General features: G+C 67.5%; 15 protein-coding genes, 2 tRNA genes and 1 riboswitch. Of the genes, 13 read left to right on the forward strand and 4 right to left on the reverse strand.

The annotated features are described in order from the left end of the window. Positions 1-552: 552 nt before the first annotated feature. The 3 genes from serA (at position 553) to ACIQF0_RS20870 (ending at position 6,979) form a co-directional block, all read left to right on the forward strand. Complete coding sequence (serA, locus tag ACIQF0_RS20860; RefSeq protein ID WP_396425894.1) at positions 553-2,148, forward strand: phosphoglycerate dehydrogenase; 1,596 nt, start codon at positions 553-555, stop codon at positions 2,146-2,148. 241 nt (positions 2,149-2,389) lie between these two features. Continuing rightward, positions 2,390-5,665, forward strand: coding sequence for a S8 family serine peptidase (locus ACIQF0_RS20865; RefSeq protein WP_401032791.1), 3,276 nt, complete (start codon positions 2,390-2,392; stop codon positions 5,663-5,665). A 276-nt stretch (positions 5,666-5,941) separates the two neighbouring features. Next, positions 5,942-6,979, forward strand: coding sequence for a 3-isopropylmalate dehydrogenase (locus ACIQF0_RS20870; protein ID WP_191301032.1), 1,038 nt, complete (start codon positions 5,942-5,944; stop codon positions 6,977-6,979). A gap of 67 nt (positions 6,980-7,046) precedes the next feature. On the opposite strand, the gene ACIQF0_RS20875 is transcribed toward ACIQF0_RS20870, so the two are convergent. Next, positions 7,047-7,466: a YciI family protein gene (locus ACIQF0_RS20875; protein WP_401031534.1), complete on the reverse strand. Its 420-nt coding sequence runs from the start codon at positions 7,464-7,466 to the stop codon at positions 7,047-7,049. A 94-nt stretch (positions 7,467-7,560) separates the two neighbouring features. Further along, positions 7,561-7,693, forward strand: a riboswitch (cobalamin riboswitch). 32 nt (positions 7,694-7,725) lie between these two features. Here ACIQF0_RS20875 and ACIQF0_RS20880 point away from each other — a divergent pair. The 6 genes from ACIQF0_RS20880 (at position 7,726) to ACIQF0_RS20905 (ending at position 13,878) form a co-directional block, all read left to right on the forward strand. Beyond that, positions 7,726-8,748, forward strand: coding sequence for a FecCD family ABC transporter permease (locus ACIQF0_RS20880; RefSeq protein WP_401031537.1), 1,023 nt, complete (start codon positions 7,726-7,728; stop codon positions 8,746-8,748). Continuing rightward, positions 8,748-9,488 (forward strand): ABC transporter ATP-binding protein, encoded by a 741-nt coding sequence (locus ACIQF0_RS20885; RefSeq protein ID WP_401031540.1) that lies wholly within the window; start codon positions 8,748-8,750, stop codon positions 9,486-9,488. Before ACIQF0_RS20880 ends, ACIQF0_RS20885 begins: the two co-directional genes overlap by 1 nt. Continuing rightward, positions 9,485-10,462, forward strand: a complete 978-nt coding sequence (locus ACIQF0_RS20890; RefSeq protein ID WP_401031543.1) for an ABC transporter substrate-binding protein — start codon at positions 9,485-9,487, stop codon at positions 10,460-10,462. Before ACIQF0_RS20885 ends, ACIQF0_RS20890 begins: the two co-directional genes overlap by 4 nt. Before the next feature lie 329 nt (positions 10,463-10,791). Next, the gene (cimA, locus tag ACIQF0_RS20895) at positions 10,792-12,375 is read left to right on the forward strand and encodes a citramalate synthase (RefSeq protein WP_401031546.1); all 1,584 of its coding nucleotides are present in this window, start codon (positions 10,792-10,794) and stop codon (positions 12,373-12,375) included. A gap of 17 nt (positions 12,376-12,392) precedes the next feature. Continuing rightward, positions 12,393-13,151 (forward strand): fumarylacetoacetate hydrolase family protein, encoded by a 759-nt coding sequence (locus tag ACIQF0_RS20900; protein ID WP_360048555.1) that lies wholly within the window; start codon positions 12,393-12,395, stop codon positions 13,149-13,151. Positions 13,152-13,218: 67 nt separating this feature from the next. After that, entirely contained in the window at positions 13,219-13,878 is a 660-nt protein-coding gene (locus ACIQF0_RS20905) for a response regulator transcription factor (RefSeq protein WP_093593145.1), read from the forward strand. Here ACIQF0_RS20905 and ACIQF0_RS20910 read toward each other — a convergent pair. Further along, a complete protein-coding gene (locus ACIQF0_RS20910; protein WP_401031551.1) occupies positions 13,868-15,124 on the reverse strand; it encodes an FAD-dependent oxidoreductase in 1,257 nt (418 codons plus the stop codon). The two genes, ACIQF0_RS20905 and ACIQF0_RS20910, sit on opposite strands and share 11 nt — an antisense overlap. A gap of 380 nt (positions 15,125-15,504) precedes the next feature. Between ACIQF0_RS20910 and ACIQF0_RS20915 the strand changes: the two genes are divergently transcribed. The 3 genes from ACIQF0_RS20915 (at position 15,505) to ACIQF0_RS20925 (ending at position 16,690) form a co-directional block, all read left to right on the forward strand. Beyond that, entirely contained in the window at positions 15,505-16,242 is a 738-nt protein-coding gene (locus ACIQF0_RS20915; protein ID WP_360048551.1) for an HAD family hydrolase, read from the forward strand. A 150-nt stretch (positions 16,243-16,392) separates the two neighbouring features. After that, positions 16,393-16,464, forward strand: a tRNA-Gln gene (locus tag ACIQF0_RS20920). Between the two features lie 153 nt (positions 16,465-16,617). Next, positions 16,618-16,690: transfer RNA gene (locus ACIQF0_RS20925), tRNA-Glu, on the forward strand. A 237-nt stretch (positions 16,691-16,927) separates the two neighbouring features. On the opposite strand, the gene ACIQF0_RS20930 is transcribed toward ACIQF0_RS20925, so the two are convergent. Next, a complete protein-coding gene (locus ACIQF0_RS20930) occupies positions 16,928-17,824 on the reverse strand; it encodes a PH domain-containing protein (RefSeq protein ID WP_401031555.1) in 897 nt (298 codons plus the stop codon). Between the two features lie 212 nt (positions 17,825-18,036). Continuing rightward, positions 18,037-18,738, reverse strand: a complete 702-nt coding sequence (locus ACIQF0_RS20935; protein WP_053736944.1) for an IclR family transcriptional regulator — start codon at positions 18,736-18,738, stop codon at positions 18,037-18,039. 73 nt (positions 18,739-18,811) lie between these two features. Between ACIQF0_RS20935 and leuC the strand changes: the two genes are divergently transcribed. Beyond that, entirely contained in the window at positions 18,812-20,218 is a 1,407-nt protein-coding gene (leuC, locus tag ACIQF0_RS20940; protein WP_360048549.1) for a 3-isopropylmalate dehydratase large subunit, read from the forward strand. Positions 20,219-20,220: the final 2 nt, after the last annotated feature.

Below are 20,220 nucleotides of genomic sequence, written 5' to 3' on the forward strand. Positions count from 1 at the left end.
TGCCTGATGGACCACCCTCGCAAGGCGACGGAACGTCAGGAACGCGACCAACCCCGCTGGAACGCGACAAACGCCCGCAAGCCGACCCGCACGGCCCTGGAACGCCCCCGAATGCCCCCGGCTCGGCCCTCACTCGCCCCCGCATGCCCCCGGCACGCCAACGCCCGCCCTCGCCCGCCTCTGCACGGCACCCACCCGCCCCCGCACGGCACCCGCCCGGCCCTGGCCCGCCGCCCCCGCACGGCCCCCGCCCGGCCCTGGCCCGCCCCGCATGCCCTCGCCCGCCCCACCAGCCCCTCCACCAGCCCTACGTCAACACCCCACCAGTTCCCAGGCAGTGGACCCGACACTGATGGGTGAACACCACGTCCACCCATGCTTCGTCCCATACTGCAAGACGCGGGCGGTGACCTGAGCCACCCGGCGGAATGCGGGCGCAAGGCCGGTGTCTATGCTCGTTAACAGTCCGGACACATTGCGGTGCTCCGGTCGGCGCGGGCCAGCCGCCCCCGACCACGCCCGCGCCCCACGATCCGACCCTTCCTGGGAGCGATGTCCGTGAGCAACACGAGCCGACCTGTTGTCCTCATCGCCGAGAAGCTCGCGCCGTCCGTTCTGGACGCTCTCGGTGACGGCGTCGAAGTGCGCCACGTAGACGGCACCGACCGCGAAGCCCTCCTCACCGCTGTCGCCGACGCGGACGCCCTGCTCGTCCGGTCCGCCACCCAGGTGAACGCCGAGGTGTTCGCGGCCACGCGCAAGCTGAAGGTCGTGGCCCGCGCGGGTGTCGGCCTGGACAACGTCGAGGTCCCGGCCGCCACGCAGAACGGCGTGATGGTCGTCAACGCGCCTACGTCCAACATCGTCAGCGCCGCCGAGCACGCCGTCGCGCTGCTGCTGAGCGTCGCGCGTCAGATCCCGGCCGCGCACGAGACGCTGCAGAACCACGAGTGGAAGCGCTCCAAGTTCAACGGCGTCGAGCTCAACGGCAAGACGGTCGGCGTCGTCGGCCTCGGCAAGATCGGCCAGCTGTTCGCGCAGCGCATCGCCGCGTTCGGCGTCGAGCTCATCGCCTACGACCCGTACGTGAGCGCCGCCCGCGCCGCCCAGCTCGGCATCGAGCTCGTCAGCCTCGAGGAGCTGCTCGAGAAGGCGGACGCGATCAGCATCCACCTGCCGAAGACGCCGGAGACCAAGGGCCTCATCGGTGCCGAGCAGCTGGCGAAGGCCAAGCGCGGCGTCATCATCGTCAACGCGGCCCGCGGTGGCCTCATCGACGAGGCTGCCCTCGCCGAGGCCGTCAAGGAAGGCCAGGTCGGCGGCGCCGGCATCGACGTCTTCTCCACCGAGCCCACGACCGAGAGCCCGCTGTTCAACGTGCCGGGCATCGTCGTCACCCCGCACCTCGGCGCGTCCACGGCCGAGGCGCAGGACCGCGCGGGCACCGACGTCGCGAAGAGCACCATCCTCGCGCTGGCCGGCGAGTTCGTGCCGGACGCCGTCAACGTCCAGGGCGGTGCGGTCGGCGAAGAGGTCCGCCCGTACCTGCCGCTGGTGCAGAAGCTCGGCACCGTCCTCAGTGCACTGTCGCCCAAGGCCCCGACCAGCGTCACCGTCGAGGTCCGCGGCGAACTGTCCAATGAGGACGTCGCGATCCTGCCGCTCGCCGCGCTGCGCGGGGTGTTCTCCAAGGTCGTCGAGTCGCAGGTGACGTTCGTGAACGCGCCGAGCCTCGCCGCGGACCTGGGCGTCAGCGTCGAGCTGGTCAAGGAGACCGAGAGCCCGAACCACCGCAGCCTCGTCACGGTGAAGGCCGTGTACGCGGACGGCGCGACGAACACCGTGTCCGGCACCGTCAGCGGCATCGCGCAGGTCGAGAAGCTGGTGAACATCAACGGCCGCAACTTCGACCTGAGGGCCGAAGGCACCGTGCTGCTGCTGGAGTACCCGGACCGTCCGGGTGTCATGGGCACGGTCGGCACGCTGCTCGGCGAGGCCGGCGTGAACATCGAGGCCGCGCAGATCAGCCAGACCGGCAGCGACGCCGTCATGGTGCTGCGCGTCGACCGCCCGGTCGACACCCAGGTGCTCGACCCGATCGGCGCGGCCGTCGGCGCGCGCACGGTCAGGTCTGTCGACTTCGGATAGTCACGACAAACCGGGAAGGGGACGGCAAAGTCCCCTTCCCGTGTTCATCGTCGTTCACAACGAAGTCGTAACAGGCAACTATCTGTAGACCACATTCATACTTTCGGGGCAGTCGCAGACACACGATCAGCGATTAGCGTCCCCACGAGGTTGACCCGGTGCCGTAGAGGGCACGGCACTGTCATTTCGGGTCGAAGGCACACACCTCGGTTGGGGCAACGTTGTGAAGAGACGATCGAGTCTGGTGGTGTTCTCTGCCATCACCACACTGCTGATCGCACCTGCCACGGCACAGGCGCAGAGCGAACCGCTCGCGCAGCCGGTCAAGGGTGCGCACGGGTTGGACGCGAAAGCGTTGCACCTCAAGGTTTCTCCCAGGCTGAACGCCGCGGGTTCGGTCACCGCGTTCGTCGCGCTGGACCGCAAGCCCGCCGTCGACGCGTTCGACGAGAAGAAGAGCCAGGGCAAAGAGGTCGCGAAGCAGGCAGCCAAGCAGGCCAAGAACGACACGTCGGCCGCGGTCGACCAGGTCGTCGGCCAGCTCAAGAGCGCTGACACGCAGACCAAGGAGCTCTACCGCACTTCCAACGGCGTCCCCGGCGTCGTCGTGACGGCCGACGCGCAGAAGGTCCGCGAACTGGCCCAGCGCCAGGACGTTCTCGCGGTCTACCCGGTCGTCCCGAAGAAGCGCCAGAACTCGAACGCCGTCCAGCTCACCAGGACGCTCAACGTCTGGCAGCAGTACGGCAAGCTCGGCGACGACATCCGCGTCGGCATCATCGACACCGGTGTGGACTACACGCACGCGAACTTCGGCGGCCCCGGCACGGTCGAGGCGTTCAAGGCCGTCGACCCGCGCGTGAAGGACCCGAACTTCCCGACCGCGAAGGTCGTCGGCGGTTACGACTTCGTGGGCGAGGACTACGACGGGGAGAGCACCGACCCGGCGATCAACACGCCGAAGCCGGACCCGAACCCCATCGACTGCAACGGCCACGGCTCGCACGTCGCGGGCACCACGGCCGGCTTCGGCGAGAACGCCGACGGCAGCACGTTCAAGGGCGACTACACCAAGCTCGACGCCGCGAAGCTCAACGAGATGAAGATCGGCCCCGGCACCGCGCCGAAGGCCCAGATCTTCGCGCTGAAGGTCTTCGGCTGCGAGGGCTCGACCAACGTCACCTCGCAGGCGCTCGACTGGTCGCTCGACCCCGACGGTGACGGCGACTTCTCCGACCACCTCGACGTGGTCAACCTGTCGCTCGGCTCCGACTACGGCGCACCGGACGACCCCGACAGCCTGTTCGTGAAGAAGCTGTACAAGGTCGGCGTCATGCCGGTCTTCTCCGCGGGCAACGGTGGCGACCTCTACGACATCGGCGGCTCGCCGGGCAACACGCCCGAGGCGCTGACCGTCGCGTCCGTGCGCGACTCGTTCGTGCTGCGCGACGGCGCCGAGGTGAAGGGCCAGGGCCTCAAGCCCGGTCAGTACAGCCAGAGCTTCACCGGTTACCTGGGCTACAACAAGGAACTGCCGGTCGTGAAGCTGTCGCAGGCTGGCAACGCCGACGGCTGCGTCGCGATCACCGACAACGTCGCCGGCAAGTTCGTGTGGCTGGAGTGGGACGACAACGACGCCACGCGCCGTTGTGGTTCGGCCGTCCGCGCGAACAACGTGCAGGCCGCCGGTGGCCAGGGCGTGCTCCTTTCGTCCACTTTGGAGAACTTCGCGGCGGGCATCGCCGGCAACGCGGGCATCCCGATGTTCCAGTTCACCGGCTCCGCCACCGCGGCGATCCGCCCGGCGCTGAACGCGGGCACGCTGGTCGTCCGCCTCGCGGGTGACCTGCGCACCTCGACGCCGACGTACGACCAGTCCATTTCGGACACCCCGAGCGCGTTCACCAGCCGCGGCACCCGCGGCCAGTCCATCAAGCCGGACGTCGCGGCCCCCGGTGACACGATCTCGTCGACCGCCGTCGGTTCCGGCAACGACCGCCTGGTGATCTCGGGTACGTCGATGGCGTCCCCGCACGTCGCCGGCATCGCCGCCCTGGTCCGCCAGGCGCACCCGGACTGGACGCTGGAAGAGGTCAAGGCCTCGATCATGAACACCGCCGGTGCGGACGTGAAGGAAGACGGCAAGACCTTCGCCCCCAACCGGGTCGGCACCGGCCGCGTGGACGGCAAGTCCGCGATCGACAACCAGGTCCTCGCGTACGTCGAGGAGGACAACGGCTACGTCAGCGCGAACTTCGGCGTCGTCGAGGTCTCGAAGCCGGTCGAGAAGTCCAAGACCATCAAGCTGGTCAACAAGTCCACGAAGTCCGTGGAGTACAAGGTCGGCTACACCGCGGCCACGACGATCCCCGGCGTGAGCTACGTGCTCTCGCAGGACAAGGTGAAGCTGAGCCCGCGCGGTGTCGCGCGCGTCAAGGTGACCCTGAAGATCACCGACCCGAAGGCGCTGCGCAAGACGGTCGACTCGACGGTCGAGCCGAACCAGCTCGACGTGCCGCGCCAGTTCCTCGCGGACGCCTCCGGTCGCGTGACCTTCACGCCGACCGCGGGTGCCACGGTGCCGCTGCGCCTGTCGGTCTACTCGGCGCCGAAGCCGGTCGCGGACATCAAGACCGCGTCCAGCCTCAAGTTCTCCGGCAACAGCAAGCAGGCCGTGCTGAACGTGACCGGCAAGGGCATCGACCAGGGCACGGGCTCGCAGGCCTACCGCTCGCTGATCAGCGTTCTCGAGCTGCAGGCCCAGTCGCCGAAGCTGCGCGACTGCAAGCGCAACGTCACCGAGAACTGCGCGCTCAACGAGACCGCCAAGGGCGGCGACCTCCGCTACGTCGGCGCGGCCTCCACGGCCCCGCTGGCCAAGGCGCAGGGCAAGCCCGAGGAGGCGCTGCTCGCGTTCGGTGTCGCGACCTGGGGCAACTGGTACAACCTGGGCAAGAACACCATCCCGTTCGTCGACATCGACACCAACGGTGACGGCACGGCGGACTTCGAGGTGTTCGCGACCCGCCTGACCGACACCGACCTGCTGGTCGCGTCCACGGTGGACCTGAAGACGGGCGAGACCGTCGACATCCAGGGCGTCAACGGCCTGTTCGGCGACGTCGACGCGAACGTCCAGGACACCAACGTCGTCGTCCTGCCGGTGCTGCTCAGCGCACTGGGCATCGACGCGACGAAGGACACGGCGCGCCTCTCGTACGTCGTGGGCGTCGGCGGCTACTACGCCGCGCCGGGCAACGCGAACAAGCTCGTCGACGTCATCGACCGCAACCTGTCCTACGACCCGCTCAAGCCGGGTCTGTGGGCGCAGGGCGGCGGCGACGCGGCGCTCTCGTACCTCGCGAAGCCGGGTACCGCGCTCGTGGTGAACAAGAACGAGGCCTCGCTGAAGGCCGACAAGTCCGAGGGCCTGCTGGTCCTGAACCACCACAACGCCAACGGTGACCGCGCGTCGGTCGTCCTGGTGAAGTCGAGTGGCCGGGGCAGCGCCTACTAGATCGGATGTTTCACGAGAGGCCCGGTTCTTCGTTTGGAACCGGGCCTCTCGGCGTGTCACGGCCCGGAACTGCCTCCCGTCACCCCTTGACGCGACCCCGTTCCTGCGGTCGAGTGACACTCGAAAGTGGGATATGGGCCGTGTGGGTGTCCCGCAGTACGGGAGATAACACCCCGATGGGGTGTCCGGCATGCGGCGGGCGGCCTGGATGCCGGTAGCCTTTCGCGAAGGAAAGTAGTCCCACCAATTGGGGACTGACACCTGGGAGGTGTGTGGATGCGGCTCGCAGTGATCCCAGGAGACGGGATCGGGCCCGAGGTCATCGCTGAGGCCCTGAAGGTCCTCGGAGAGGTCGTTCCGGCGGCCGAGATCACTCGCTACGACCTCGGCGCGGCGCGCTGGCACGCCACGGGAGAGTTGTTGCCCGAGTCGGTGCTGGGAGAGCTTCGCCAGCACGACGCGATCCTGCTCGGCGCGGTGGGCGACCCGTCGGTGCCGAGCGGAATTCTGGAGCGGGGCCTGCTTCTGAGGCTGCGCTTCGAACTCGACCACCACGTGAACCTCCGCCCGGCTCGTCTCTACCCCGGTGTCCGCAGCCCGCTCGCGGACCCGCCGGAGATCGACATGGTGGTGGTCCGCGAGGGCACGGAAGGCCCGTACGCGGGCAACGGCGGCCTGCTCCGCAAGGACACGCCGCACGAGATCGCCACCGAGGTCTCGCTGAACACCTCGTTCGGCGTCGAGCGCGTGGTCCGGGACGCCTTCGCGCGTGCGTCGAACCGTCAGCGCCGGCACCTGACCTTGGTGCACAAGACGAACGTCCTCACGCACGCCGGCTCGTTGTGGTCGCGCGTCGTGGAGGAGGTCTCGCTGCAGCACCCGGACGTCACCGTGGCCTACCAGCACGTGGACGCGGCGACCATTCACATGGTCACCGACCCGGGCCGTTACGACGTGATCGTCACCGACAACCTGTTCGGCGACATCCTGACCGACCTCGCCGCCGCCGTCACGGGTGGCATCGGCCTGGCCGCGTCGGGAAACATGGACGTGACCCGTCGCAACCCGTCGATGTTCGAGCCGGTGCACGGTTCGGCGCCGGACATCGCGGGCCAGGGCATCGCGGACCCGACGGCCGCCGTGCTGTCGGTCGCGCTGCTGCTCGACCACCTCGGCGAGCACGAGTCGGCCCGCCGGATCGAGGCCTCCGTGGCCTTTGATCTCGCTACCAGGGACCACCAGTCGCCTGGGGCCACCTACGCCATCGGCGATCGTCTCGCGGCACTCGTGTCGTCGAACGTCCGCACTGGCTGAGGTTCATCCGCTCGACGTTTTGAAGCCCCGGCCGGACTTTCCGGCCGGGGCTTCGGCGTTCTCCGCGTCAGAGCTGGCCGTTGGCCTCACGCCACGCGCGCTCCTTCTTGATCCACTCGTTGTCCTGCGGGAACTCGTCGATCGTCGGCACGCGCCGGATCTCGGTCTTGAACCCCGGGCCGGTCAGCGGCATGCGCTTGGCCCACTCGATCGCTTCTTCCTTCGACGAGACGTTGAGCAGGTAGAAGCCGTTGAACAGCTCCTTGGTCTCGCCGTACGGGCCGTCCGTGACGACCGGCGGCTCGGCGGAGTAGTCCACGACGACGCCCTCGGACGGCTCGGACAGACCCTCGGCGGCCAGCAGCACACCGGCGCGGATCAGCTCCTCGTTGAACGCGCCGACCGTCTCCAGCATCTTGTCGAAGTCGACCTCGCCCATGTTCGCGAAGCCCTCGTCGGTGGCGCGCATGATCAGGATGTACTTCACGGTGGATCTCCTCGCTCGGTGTCTTCCTCGGTGACGTCCACAGGTCGAACGGACCGCGGGCCGGATCGACATCACACCCGAAAATTCTCGAACTTTCTGTTTCCGCAGGTAGGGTCGCCTCAGTCGTGCGTGGGGGAAGACCGGTCGAAGTCCGGCGCTGACCCGCAACGGTAGGTCTCCTGATCAGGAGACGAGCCCGAACACCCGCTCACGGTGACCGAGAAGTTCCGACTCCGCCGTGGACTGCGGGAAGGACCCAGTGCTCTCCAAGATCAGCGTGCTCGTCGGCGTGCTCGCCGTCAGTCTCGTCGCGGGCGTCGCGCTCGGCCCCGTCTCCGTTCCGTTCGACCTCACGCTCGAACTGCTGTGGGCGGCGCTGACCGGCGGCACGATCCCCGCCGACCTCGCCGGGCAGTACCACATCGTCTGGGACATCCGGCTTCCCCGAGTTCTGCTCGCGGCCGTCGTCGGCGCCGGCCTGAGCACGGTCGGCGTCGCCATCCAGGCGATGGTCCGCAACGCGTTGGCAGACCCGTACGTGCTCGGCATCTCGTCGGGCGCGAGCGTGGGCGCGACGGCGGTGGCGACGCTCGGCATCCTGTCCGGCCTCGGCGTCTACGCGTTGTCGGTGGGAGCGTTCCTGACCGGTCTCGGCGCTACCGCCCTGGTCTACATCACCGCACGCACGAGCCGAGGGCTCACACCGTTGCGGCTCGTGTTGACCGGGACGGCGCTGGCGTACGGGTTCTCCGCCGTGGCGATGCTGCTGGTGTTCCAGGCACCGCGCGGTGAGGCGGCGCGGGCCGCGATGTTCTGGTTGCTCGGCAGCCTCGGCGGGGCGAACTGGCAGTCGCTGCCGGTCGCCGCCGTGGTGACCGCGGCCGGCATCGTCTACCTGGCGACCAAGGCGCGGCAGCTCAACGCGCTGGCGATGGGCGACGAGACCGCGACCACGCTCGGCGTGGCGGTCAACCGGTTCCGCACGCACCTGTTCATCGTCACCGCGGCCATGACCGGTGTGCTGGTGGCGGTCAGCGGTGCCGTCGGGTTCGTCGGACTGATGCTGCCGCACCTGACGCGCATGGTAGTGGGCGCCGACCACCGCAAGGTCCTGGCGCTCGCACCGCTGGCCGGAGCGTCGTTCCTGGTCTGGGTGGACGTGGCCGCGCGCATGCTCGCGGCACCGGAGGAACTCCCGCTCGGCGTCATCACGGCCGCGCTCGGCGTGCCTTGCTTCATCTTCCTGATGCGTCGCAAGTCCTACGTCTTCGGAGGCCGCTGATGCGCGTCGAGCTGAACGACGTCGCCGTCCGGAACATCATCTCCGACGTTTCTTTGCACGCCTCTGGCGAGGTTGTCGGCATCGTGGGCCCGAACGGCAGCGGCAAGTCCACGACGCTGCGCTGCGTGTACCGGGCGTTGAAGCCCGACGCCGGCACTGTGCTGCTCGACGGCTCGAACGTCCACAAGCGACATGATGTCGCCCGCCACCTCGCGGCGTTGACCCAGGAGTCGCAGGTCGAGTTCGACTTCACGGTCACCGAGGTCGTGGAGATGGGCCGGCTGCCGCACGACCGTGATCCGGTCCGCGACTCTCGGGTGGTGGCCGAGGCACTGTCCACGGTGGACGTTTCACATCTCGCTTCGCGCAGCTTCCTCAGTTTGTCCGGTGGTGAGCGACAGCGCGTGCTCATCGCCCGCGCGATCGCCCAGGAGCCGCGGGTGCTCGTGCTGGACGAGCCCACGAACCATCTCGACATTCGCCATCAGCTCGATGTTCTCCAGCTCACGCGTGGGCTGGGGATCACGGTGCTGACGGTTCTGCACGACCTGAACCTCGCTGCTTCCTTCTGCGACCGGCTGTACGTGTTGGACGAAGGACGGATCGTCGCGTCCGGCACACCGGCGGAGGTTCTCGTGCCTGAACTGATCGCCAAGGTTTTCCACGTCACCGCGCACGTCGTGCGGCATCCGACCACGGGAGTTCCCCAGCTCCTGTTCGATCAGGAGGTCACCCCTTGAGAACCGTTGTCCTTGCCGCTGTGCTGTTGGTCTCCGGCTGCGGCGCCACGGTCGCCCAGGACACCTCCGCGTCCGACCCCGTGACGGTCACGAACTGTGGTCAGCAGGTCACGTTCGACAAGATTCCGTCCAAAGTGGTCACCAACGACACCGGGATCACCGAGTTGATGTTCGCGCTGGGACTCAAGGACCGGATGGCGGGTTACGTCATCAGCGGCGTGGACTCCGTCGACGTGCGCACCTCGCCGTGGAAGGCCGACTTCGGGAGCGTGAAGCATCTGTCCGACAAGGTCTCCAAGGAGGTCGTGCAGGGCGCGAACGCCGATCTGGTCTTCGCCGGCTGGAACTACGGGTTCAGCGAGAGCACCGGGTTCACGCCGGACGCGTTGAAGGCGTTGGGGATCGGGACCTACCAGCTGACTGAGGCCTGTCGGAACGGGGTGGGCAAGCAGCGCGGCATCATGCCCGCGTTGGACGCGCTGTACACGGACCTGCGCAACCTCGGGAAGATCTTCCGGGTCGAGGCCAAGGCTGAGGAGCTCGTGAAGGGGTATCAGGAGCAGATCGCCCGTGCCGGGAAGTTGATGGAGGGGAAGCCTCGGCCGAAGGTGTTCCTGTACGACAGCGGGCAGGACCAGCCGTTCACGTCCGGGAAGAACGCCGCGCCTCAGGACGTGATCTCGAAGGCGGGTGGGGACAACATCTTCGGGGATTTGAACGACAGCTGGACGACGGTCAACTGGGAGACCGTGGTGCAGCGGAACCCCGATGTGGTGTTGATCGTGGACTACGCGGACGGGGAGGCGAACACTCCGGAGCAGAAGCAGGCGTTCCTGGAGGGCTTCGCTCCGCTGGCCAACTCGCCTGCGGTCAAGGGGAAGAGGTTCTTCTCGTTGCCGTATGCGGCGTTGGTGGAGTCGCCTCGGAACGCGGCTTCGATCGAGGCGTTCGCGAAGTTCCTGGCCCAGGGGTGACGTCGGTGCGGGTCGGGTTGCGGGCGGTTGCCGGGTTCCAGCGGGGTTGGTCGCGTTCCGTGCGGGTGGTTGCCTTGCGTCGGCGGGCTCCGGGTGGCACCGCGTGGGTGCCGTTGCGAAGGCGTGAACCCGTGACCAGATAGTGGGAGATTTCCTCCCGTCGCTTGGTACGCCGCGCTGAGCTGTGGCAGCATCGCCGACATGGTTCAGTACGTCGCCATCATTATTGACGAGCGCGTCGGGTAGTTGCCGCCCCTGGCACCCGACGCGCAGACCTCTCGCATCCCGCGGGGGGTCTTTTTGTTTGCCCGGATGAGGAGATGACCCCGATGGCCGGCCCGACCGACGAGTTCCACGTCTACGACACGACGTTGCGCGATGGCGCACAACGTGAGGGCATTTCGTACTCCGTCACGGACAAGCTCGCGGTCGCGCGGCTGCTGGACGGGCTCGGCGTCGGGTTCATCGAGGGCGGCTGGCCCGGCGCGTTGCCCAAGGACACGGAGTTCTTCGCTCGTGCGGCGGCCGGGGATCTGGAGTTGAAGCACGCCAAGCTGGTCGCGTTCGGGGCCACGCGCAAGGCCGGGGTCAAGGTCGAGGAAGACCCGCAGGTCAAGGCACTTGTTGACAGTCAGGCGCCGGTGGTCACGTTGGTGGCCAAGTCGGACCTCAGGCACATCGAACGGGCGCTGCGCACGGACGCCGACGAGAACCTGAGGATGGTGCGCGACACCGTTCGGTTCCTGAAGGACCACGGTAGGCGGGTCTTTCTCGACGCCGAGCACTTCTTCGACGGGTACGCGTTCTCGCCGGACACGTCGCTGCGTGTGCTGGAGTCCGCTGTGGAGGGTGGCGCGGACGTCGTTGTGCTGTGCGACACCAACGGTGGTCAGTTGCCGTTGGGGCTTGCGGAGACGGTCGCGGAGGTCGTCGAGAAGACCGGCTTCCGCGTTGGAATTCACTGCCAGGACGACACGTCCTGTGCGGTGGCGAACACACTCGCGGCCGTTCAGGCGGGCGCGACGCACGTTCAGTGCACCGCCAACGGATATGGCGAGCGAGCAGGCAATGCGGACCTGTTCGCCGTCGTGGGAAACCTCGTGACCAAGCTCGGCATGGAGGTGCTCCCGATCGGAGCACTGGCCGAGCTCACCCGTGTCTCCCATGCGTTGGCCGAGATCGCGAACATCGCACCCGACACCCACCAGGCTTATGTCGGGTCGTCAGCATTCGCTCACAAGGCGGGTCTGCACGCGAGCGCGATCAAGGTGGATCCGGAGCTGTACAACCACATCGATCCGGACACCGTCGGCAACGACATGCGGGTGCTGGTCACCGAGATGGCCGGTCGGGCGAGCATCGAACTCAAGGGACGTGAGTTCGGACTCGACCTGGCCGGCCGGGGGACCGAGGTCGGCAGCGCGTTGAAGCGCGTGAAGGAGTTGGAGGCGAAGGGCTGGTCGTTCGAGGCCGCCGACGCCTCGATGGAGCTCCTGCTGCGCACCGAGCTGTCCGAACTGGACACACCTCCGTTCACGCTGGAGTCCTACCGGGTCGTGCTCGATCACCGGTCGGACGGCGAGATCGTGTCCGAGGCCACGGTCAAGGTGCACGTGGCGGGGGAGCGGGTCATCGCGACGGCCGAGGGAATCGGGCCCGTGCACGCTCTGGACGCGGCGCTGCGCAAGGCGTTGTTGCCGCATCTGTCCTGGTTGGACACTGTGGAGCTGGCCGACTACAAGGTGCGCATCCTGACGGAGCATCCCGGTACGGATGCCGTGACGCGGGTGTTGGTGGAGTCGACCGACGGCGAGCGCGAGTGGACCACGGTCGGAGTGCACGGGAACATCGTCGAGGCGTCCTGGCTGGCGTTGTGCGACGCGCTCGTGCACAAATCCATGAGGTCCAGCTGACCTCGTAAACTGGGGCCGTGCGCATCGCCCGAATTGCTCATCCCCAAGGCGTGGCCTTCGTCGCCGTTCACGGCGACGAGGCCGCGGAAATCGCCGAACACCCTTTCGGCACGCCCACGTTCACCGGCCGGAAGTGGCCGTTGGCCGACGTCAGGCTGCTCGCTCCCATCCTGCCGACCAAGATCATCGGGGTGGGGCGGAACTACGCCGACCACGCCAAGGAGATGGGGAACGAGGTTCCCGCGGAGCCGTTGCTGTTCTTCAAGCCCAACACGTCGGTGGTCGGCCCGAACGTGGAGATCAAGCTCCCGGCCGTGTCCGAGCGCGTCGACTTCGAGGGTGAGCTGGCCGTCATCATCGGCCAGCCGTGCCGCGACGTGCCCAAGGCCAAGGCCGCGAGTGTGATCATGGGTTACACGATCGCCAACGATGTCACGGCGCGCGACCTGCAGAAGAAGGACGTGCAGTTCACGCGTGCCAAGGGTTTTGACACGTTCTGTCCGTTGGGTCCGTTCATCGAGACCGAGTTCGACCCCTCCGACGTCCGCGTCGTCACCGAAGTTGACGGGGAAGTCAAACAAGACGGCCGTACTTCGTTGATGGTGCACGACATTCCGTCACTCGTCGAGTACGTGTCCGGCATCATGACGCTGCTGCCGGGCGACCTGATCCTGACCGGCACGCCGGCCGGTGTCGGGCCGATGAGGGCCGGACAGACGGTCTCCGTGACTGTGGACGGCCTTGGCACGCTCACCAATCCGGTCGCAAATAGGTAGCCGTACGGAGCAATCCGGCGTCCGGCAGGTTACGCATCCGGGTACCCGCGAGTAACTTCCCGGTGTCATGACGGACCTGGCGTCCACCCGCGTGTTGCTGGTCGACGGATCGCAGCTCATCACCGAAGGGCTGCGGCTTTCGCTGCATCGCACGCACTGCTTCCGCGTTGTGGGCATCGCCCACACCGTGGCCGAGGCTGCGCGCAGCCTGCGCGGCACTCTGGTGGATCTGGTCGTCACGGACTTCGACGTCCCGGGCGCCGGACCGCTGCGAACCGTGCGGGACACGGCGCAGTACCGGCCGAGCGCCCGCGTCGTCGTGCTGTCCAATGCGGACAGTCCGAGCTGGGCCCGCGCGGCTCTCGACGCCGGCGCGGTGGCCTACCTGCTGAAAACCTCGCCCGTGGCCGAGCTGTTACCGCTGATCGCGGCCGCGGTGCGGGGTGCTCCCGCCACGATCGACGCGCGGGTGGGATCACTCGCGCGCCTGCCGTCGCGGATGCCGCCACCCGCGTCGCTCGGCAGGTTGTCGGCACGGGAGTTCGACGTGCTGGCCGAGATGGCGAAGGGGATGGACAACGCGCGCATCGCCCAGCGGCTCTTCATCAGCAACGACACCGTGAAGACCCACGTGAAGGCGATCCTGCGCAAGCTGGGCGCCCGTGACCGCGCCCACGCCGTGGCGTTGGTGCTCGGCGAGAGCTCCGAGGCCTTCGTCACGACCTAGCGATGGTCTGCGGTGCCCTGCGCGCGAAGTCCGGCGCGTGCTCGGGACGTGGCCCGATCGCGATCATGTAGGCCGGCACCGCCTGCAGGAACGGCAGCTTCTGCGCGACCTTGAGCATGAACGGCGTGCCCGTGCTCGAGACCGTGGCCGTGCTGTTGAGCTTGCGGCCCAGGAACAGCCGGTGGATGACCCGCTGCATGGTCTGGATCACCACGGTCGGGAACAGCCTGCGTCCGCGCACCTTCGCGAGCGTCGCGCTCGTGACCTTGCCGTCCCGCAACGGCCGCGCGAGCACGGTGGCCGCGGCGACCGCGTCCTGCACGGCGAGGTTGATACCGACGCCGCCGACCGGTGACATCGCGTGCGCCGCGTCACCGATGCACAGCAGTCCGTCGACGTGCCAGTGCCGCAACCGGTCCAGCTTCACGTCGAGGAGCTTCGGGTCGTCGATGCTCTTGATGTGCTCGACCCGGTCGACGAGCCACGGGACGAGCGTGACGACGCGTTCGCGGAACTTCTCGACACCCTCGGCGCGCACGGCCTGGTCCGTTCCCTTGCGGATCAGGAAAGCGCACTGGAAGTACTCGCCGCGTGGAATGAGCACGAGTCCGCTGCCGGCGCTGAACCTGCCGCCGCCGCCCTTGACCGGGTCGCTTTCGTTGCGCGGCAAGCGGAACCACCACACGTCCATCGGCGCGCCGAAGCGGTAGACCGGAAGTTCCACGGCCGCGCGCAGGATCGAGCTCCGCCCGTCGGCCGCCACGACGAGGTCCGCGACGATCTCGCCCTCGTGCCCGTCGACGCGGTCCCGGTACTTCACGCCCGTGACCCTGTTGCCGCTCTTGGTGATCGAGGTGACCTCGGTGTTCATCCGCAGCGTGAACGTCGGTTCGAGCTTGCCCGCGTCCGCCAGCAGGTCCAGGAAGTCCCACTGGGGCACCATCGCGATGCGCTTGTTCGGGCCGGGGAGCCGGGACAGGTCGGCGATCGTGGCCTTGGCGCCGCCGTCGAGCAGGGCCTCGATCTTGTCGACGTCCTGGTGCGGCACCTGCTCGAACGCCGGACCGAGCCCCAGCTCGTCCAGCAGTGTGAGCGTCGACGCGTGCACCGTGTCGCCGCGGAAGTCGCGCAGGAAGTCACCGTGCTTCTCCAGCACCGTGACCTCGACGCCACCGCGGGCCAGGAGCAGTCCCAGCACCATTCCGGCAGGTCCGCCGCCGACGACGAGACAGGTCGTCCTCTCCATGTCGATCCCCTCTTTTCAACCGGTGTTGAATAAACTCAAGCATGCTCTTGATCGCCAGGTGCGTCAAGCCGGATTCCCGGTGTCGTGGCTCTCGTTCGGGTCGGTCCAATGTGGACGGTCTGGGGACCCAGGCCCCGAAAAGGTTGCGGCTGGTGCGGAATGTCGTTGTGCGAGCTAGGGTGTCGCGCTCGCGGAACCGCCCGTTCGGGCAGAGATCGTTGCGCCGCCGAATAACACTCGACCGGGTGATTGCATTCGGCGCTCGGAGGAGTGTGACTAGTTCGTTCGGGGCCTCAAGGTCAGCTGGATCGTGCAAGGACCTATAGGAATCACCTCGTTAGCCGAATCGGACGAGGGCCCCGCGCACCTAACCTTCCGGAGTGACAACTGCGTCCCCGACTTTCACGCGTAAGAGAACCGGCGAGATCCGCGCTGTCTGCCTGGACGTCGACGACACACTTGTCGACTACAGCAGTTCATCGCGAGCCGCGTTGGCCTCGATGGTCGGTAACGCCGACGCCTGGTCGTTGTGGCAGCGAATCACCGACGACCACGTCTCCCGCCAGCTCGCCGGTGAGCTCCAGTACGAGTCGATGCGCAACATCCGCACCCAGGCCTTCTTCGCCGCACTCGGCGAGGAGCTCACGCTGGAGGAAGCCACCCGTCGCGAGCTCGGCCGCCAGGAGGTCCTCACCTCCGGCTGGTGCCTGTTCCCGGACGTCATCCCGATGCTCGACTGGCTGCGGGCGACGGGCCTCCCGATCGCCGCGATCAGCAACGCGTCGGGCCGCCACCAGCGCGTGAAGATCGCCCAGCTCGGTCTCTCCGAGTACTTCGACGCGGTGCTCATCGCCGGCGAGGTCGGCTGCGCCAAGCCGGACCGCGTGATCTTCCACACCGCGTGCCTCGCCCTGGGCGTCTCGCCCGGCGACACCGTCCACGTGGGAGACCGCCTGCACGCCGACGCCATCGGCGCGCGCGACGCCGGAATGCACGGTGTCTGGATCAACCGCACCGGCCCGACCGGCGGCACGCTGCCCGCGGGCCTGTCGTCCATCACGACGCTCGCGGAACTGCCGGAGCTCCTCGTCTGCGAGCTCTCCACCGCCAGCGCCTGAGAAGCGCCTCGAGACCGGCTCCCACCTGCGCATATGCGTTCAGGTGGGGGCCGATTTCACTTCTGGTGGGGGCGTGGTCTAGTATTTCTCACGGCAGCAACGAGGACCTCGGAACTCCTTCGGGACAACGAAGTCGATCGCGAAAGCCAATGGGGTATGGTGTAATTGGCAGCACGACTGATTCTGGTTCAGTTAGTCTAGGTTCGAGTCCTGGTACCCCAGCTGCTGCGGAAGAACTGCCCTCGGGTAAGCTTTCGGAGCTGCTGAAAATAGCAAGACCTGCAGAATGTAATAGCCTGCAGTACAAGAACTGAATAGCCGGATTTGGACCGGACAGAGCGATCTGATAAGGTTCAAGCCAGCAAGAAGTTCTAGGGCCCCGTCGTCTAGCGGCCTAGGACGCCGCCCTCTCAAGGCGGTAGCGAGGGTTCGAATCCCTTCGGGGCTACAGAGGTGTCAGAGGCCTGTCTGCGGAGTGCGCAGACAGGCCTCTTTCGCATGCGTCCTCTGGGGGCCGAGCCCCCAGACCCCCAGCCGGCGGGCTCCGCCCCCGGACCCCCGGCGTGAGTGTGCCCGGACCATTCGGTTGGCGCGTCGCTTCGCTCGCGAATGGGTGGCTTCGCTTCGCTTCGCTCGCCGGGCGGTGCTTATGGGTGGTCGTTTCTTTGGTGTGGCTCTTCTGTTGTTAGGGCGTGTGTCGCGTTGCTGTTTTTAGGGTTTCGGTGAAGGTCTGCAGGTCTTGGACGTTGGTGTAGGTGGCTGTTTGGCCGTTGTGCAGGGTGACGGTCAGGGTGTTGGACAGGAGTTCTTGCTGTTGGGTCACCGTGATCACTGCTGTCAGGGGGAACTCCGTTGCCTCGGTTGAGTAGAAGGACTCGTCCAGGGCGATGAAGCGGGTCGGTGTGAGGGCGATCATGCCCACGTGGTCGTTGAAGGTCGCCCTGGTGGCGTGAAGCAACGGCTCGTCTGGCCTGAGGGTTCTTGCCAAGGCCGGGATTTCTGACGCTGTCGTGCCCAGCCAGGTGGTGGCCAGGGCCGCGGTCACGACGTCTTCCCGGGTTATGCCCTGGGCGGCGAGGTCGGCGCGGAGTTGGGCGATTCTCGCCTGTTCTGCTGCCTCGGCCTCCTGGGCTGCGGCTGTGGCCCTCGCCACGGACTCTTCGCGGGCTCTTGCCGCGGCCTCTGCTTGGCGGGCTGATCGTTCCCTGGCGCTGTCGAGCAGGCGCTGGGAGGTCGGCTTGCTCGGGGCGTCGTAAGGGACGTGAGGGGTGGAGGTGGTGCGGTTGTGGGCCACCGCGGCTTCGAGGCGGGCCTGCAGGGCGTTGAAGGACGTGGTGTGTTTTGGCGTCTTGGGGAAGAGGAAGGTGTTGGGCTCGGTCGGCTTCATGGTGGCCGGCGGCTCGTCGTTCAGGACCAGCTGCAGCAAGGCGGGGGCGAACCTGCCGCCCGGGTCGACGCGCAGGTCGGTGATCGCGGCCAGAGGGATTCGGCGGACCTCGTCCTTGCCGATCTTCTTCCTGATGATCGTCAGCACTTCGTCGTCGATGGTGATCTCTGTCGACTGCGCCTTGTAGGTGTCCATGTCCGTCCCCCAGATCGTGGCCGGCGTCACGCGCCGAGGGGCGAGCATATGGCGGTTGGAGGTGGGGGCTCGGGCTTTTGGCGGATCGAGGGCGGTCGCCTGTTGAGACGTGTCAACGCCGCGTGTCGTGTGTTGAACGCGGCGTGTCGTAGGGGGCGAAACGAACTGTGGCCGCTCTCCCGATGGGAGAACGGCCACAGTTCGTTGGTGCTTTAGAGGCGGCTTTGCAGTGCTTCGGCTGCGGCCAGTAGGTCCGCTGCCCAGCGGGCGCCTGGGCGGCGGCCCATTCGGTCAATGGGGCCGCTCACTGAGACGGCTGCCACTACGGCGCCTGAGGAGTCCCTCACCGGGGCTGAGACTGACGCCACGCCTGGTTCTCGTTCTGCCACGCTTTGTGCCCAGCCTCGGCGGCGGACTTCCAGGAGCGTGCGTTCGCCGTAGACGGCGTCCGCCAGGACCGCGCGTTGGGTGCCTGGGTCTGACCACGCGGCAAGGACTTTGGCGCCTGAACCCGCTGTCATGGGGAGCCTGGCGCCGATGGGGACTGTGTCGCGCAGGCCCGACGGGGGTTCGGCTGAGGAGACGCAGACTCGTTGCATGCCGTCGCGGCGGTAGAGCTGCACGCTTTCGCCGGTGATGTCGCGCAGGCGCGGCAGTACTGAGGAAGCGGCGTCCAGCAACGGGTCTGTGGCGCCGCCCGCCAGTTCGGCCAGAGCAGCGCCCGGACGCCAGCGGCCGTCGGAGCCTCGGCGCAGCAACCTGTGCACCTCCAGGCCTACTGCGAGGCGGTGCGCGGTCGCTCGGGGGAGGCCGGTGCGGTTGCACAACTCGGCCAGGCCACAAGGATCTTTTGCTACGGCGTTCAACACGGCCACTGCCTTGTCCAGCACGCCGATCCCGCTATGCTGTCCCACAAGCCGATACTAACTTCCCAGACAGTGAGAAGTCCAGATCTGTCGGCGCGTCCATAATGTGGGAGATGTCGCGATGAGCCGCACGCTCGCGGAGAAGGTGTGGGAGGCACACGTTGTGCGCCACGGAAGTGGTGCGGAGCCGGACCTGCTTTACATCGACCTCCATCTGCTGCACGAAGTCACCAGCCCCCAGGCGTTCGACGGGCTGCGCCTTGCGAACCGCAAGCTGCGCAGGGCCGATCTCACGATCGCCACCGAGGATCACAACGTTCCGACCGTCGACATCGACAAGCCGATCGCGGATCTGGTGTCGCGCACGCAGGTTGAGACGCTCCGCCGCAACTGCGCGGAGTTCGGGGTGCGGCTGCACCCGATGGGGGACTTCGAGCAGGGCATCGTCCACGTGGTCGGCCCGCAGCTCGGTCTCACGCAGCCGGGAATGACGGTGGTGTGCGGCGACAGCCACACGAGCACTCACGGTGCGTTCGGCGCGCTCGCGTTCGGCATCGGCACGTCCGAGGTGGAGCACGTGATGGCGACGCAGACGTTGCCGTTGCGTCCGTTCAAGACGATGGCCATCAACGTCAACGGGCCGCTCGGCGAAGGCGTCACGGCGAAGGACATCATCCTCGCCGTCATCGCGAAGATCGGAACCGGTGGCGGACAGGGCTATGTGCTCGAGTACCGCGGCGACGCCATCGAGGCGCTGTCGATGGAAGCGCGCATGACGGTCTGCAACATGTCGATCGAGGCGGGCGCGCGCGCCGGCATGATCGCACCGGACGACACGACTTTCGACTACATCTTCGGTCGTCCGCACGCGCCGTCCGGCGCGGACTGGGACGCGGCCGTCGAGTACTGGAAGACGCTGCGCACCGATGACGACGCGACTTTCGACGCGGAGGTCCACATCTCCGCGGCCGAGCTCACTCCGTTCGTCACGTGGGGCACCAACCCCGGCCAGGGTCTGCCTCTGAGCGCGAACATCCCCGACCCCGAGAAGATCGCGGACGAGAACGAGCGCGTGGCCGCCGAGAAGGCGCTGACGTACATGGGCCTCGAGCCCGGCACGCCACTGCGCGACATCCGCGTGGACACGGTGTTCCTCGGCTCCTGCACCAACGGGCGCATCGAGGACCTGCGCGCCGCGGCGGACGTCATCAAGGGGAAGCACGTCGCTTCAGGAGTACGGATGCTGGTCGTCCCCGGTTCGATGCGGGTGCGCAAGCAGGCCGAGGACGAGGGCCTGGACAAGGTCTTCCTCGACGCGGGCGCGGAGTGGCGGCAGGCCGGCTGCTCGATGTGCCTTGGCATGAACCCGGATCAGCTCGCGCCCGGCGAGCGCAGCGCGTCGACCTCCAACCGCAACTTCGAGGGCAGGCAGGGCAAGGGCGGCAGGACGCACCTCGTCTCCCCGCTCGTCGCCGCCGCCACGGCCGTGCGCGGCACCCTCTCCGCCCCCGCAGACCTGGAGGTCTGAGC

The sequence above is a fragment of the Lentzea sp. NPDC092896 genome (assembly GCF_044754905.1).
Classification (GTDB): Bacteria; Actinomycetota; Actinomycetes; order Mycobacteriales; family Pseudonocardiaceae; genus Lentzea.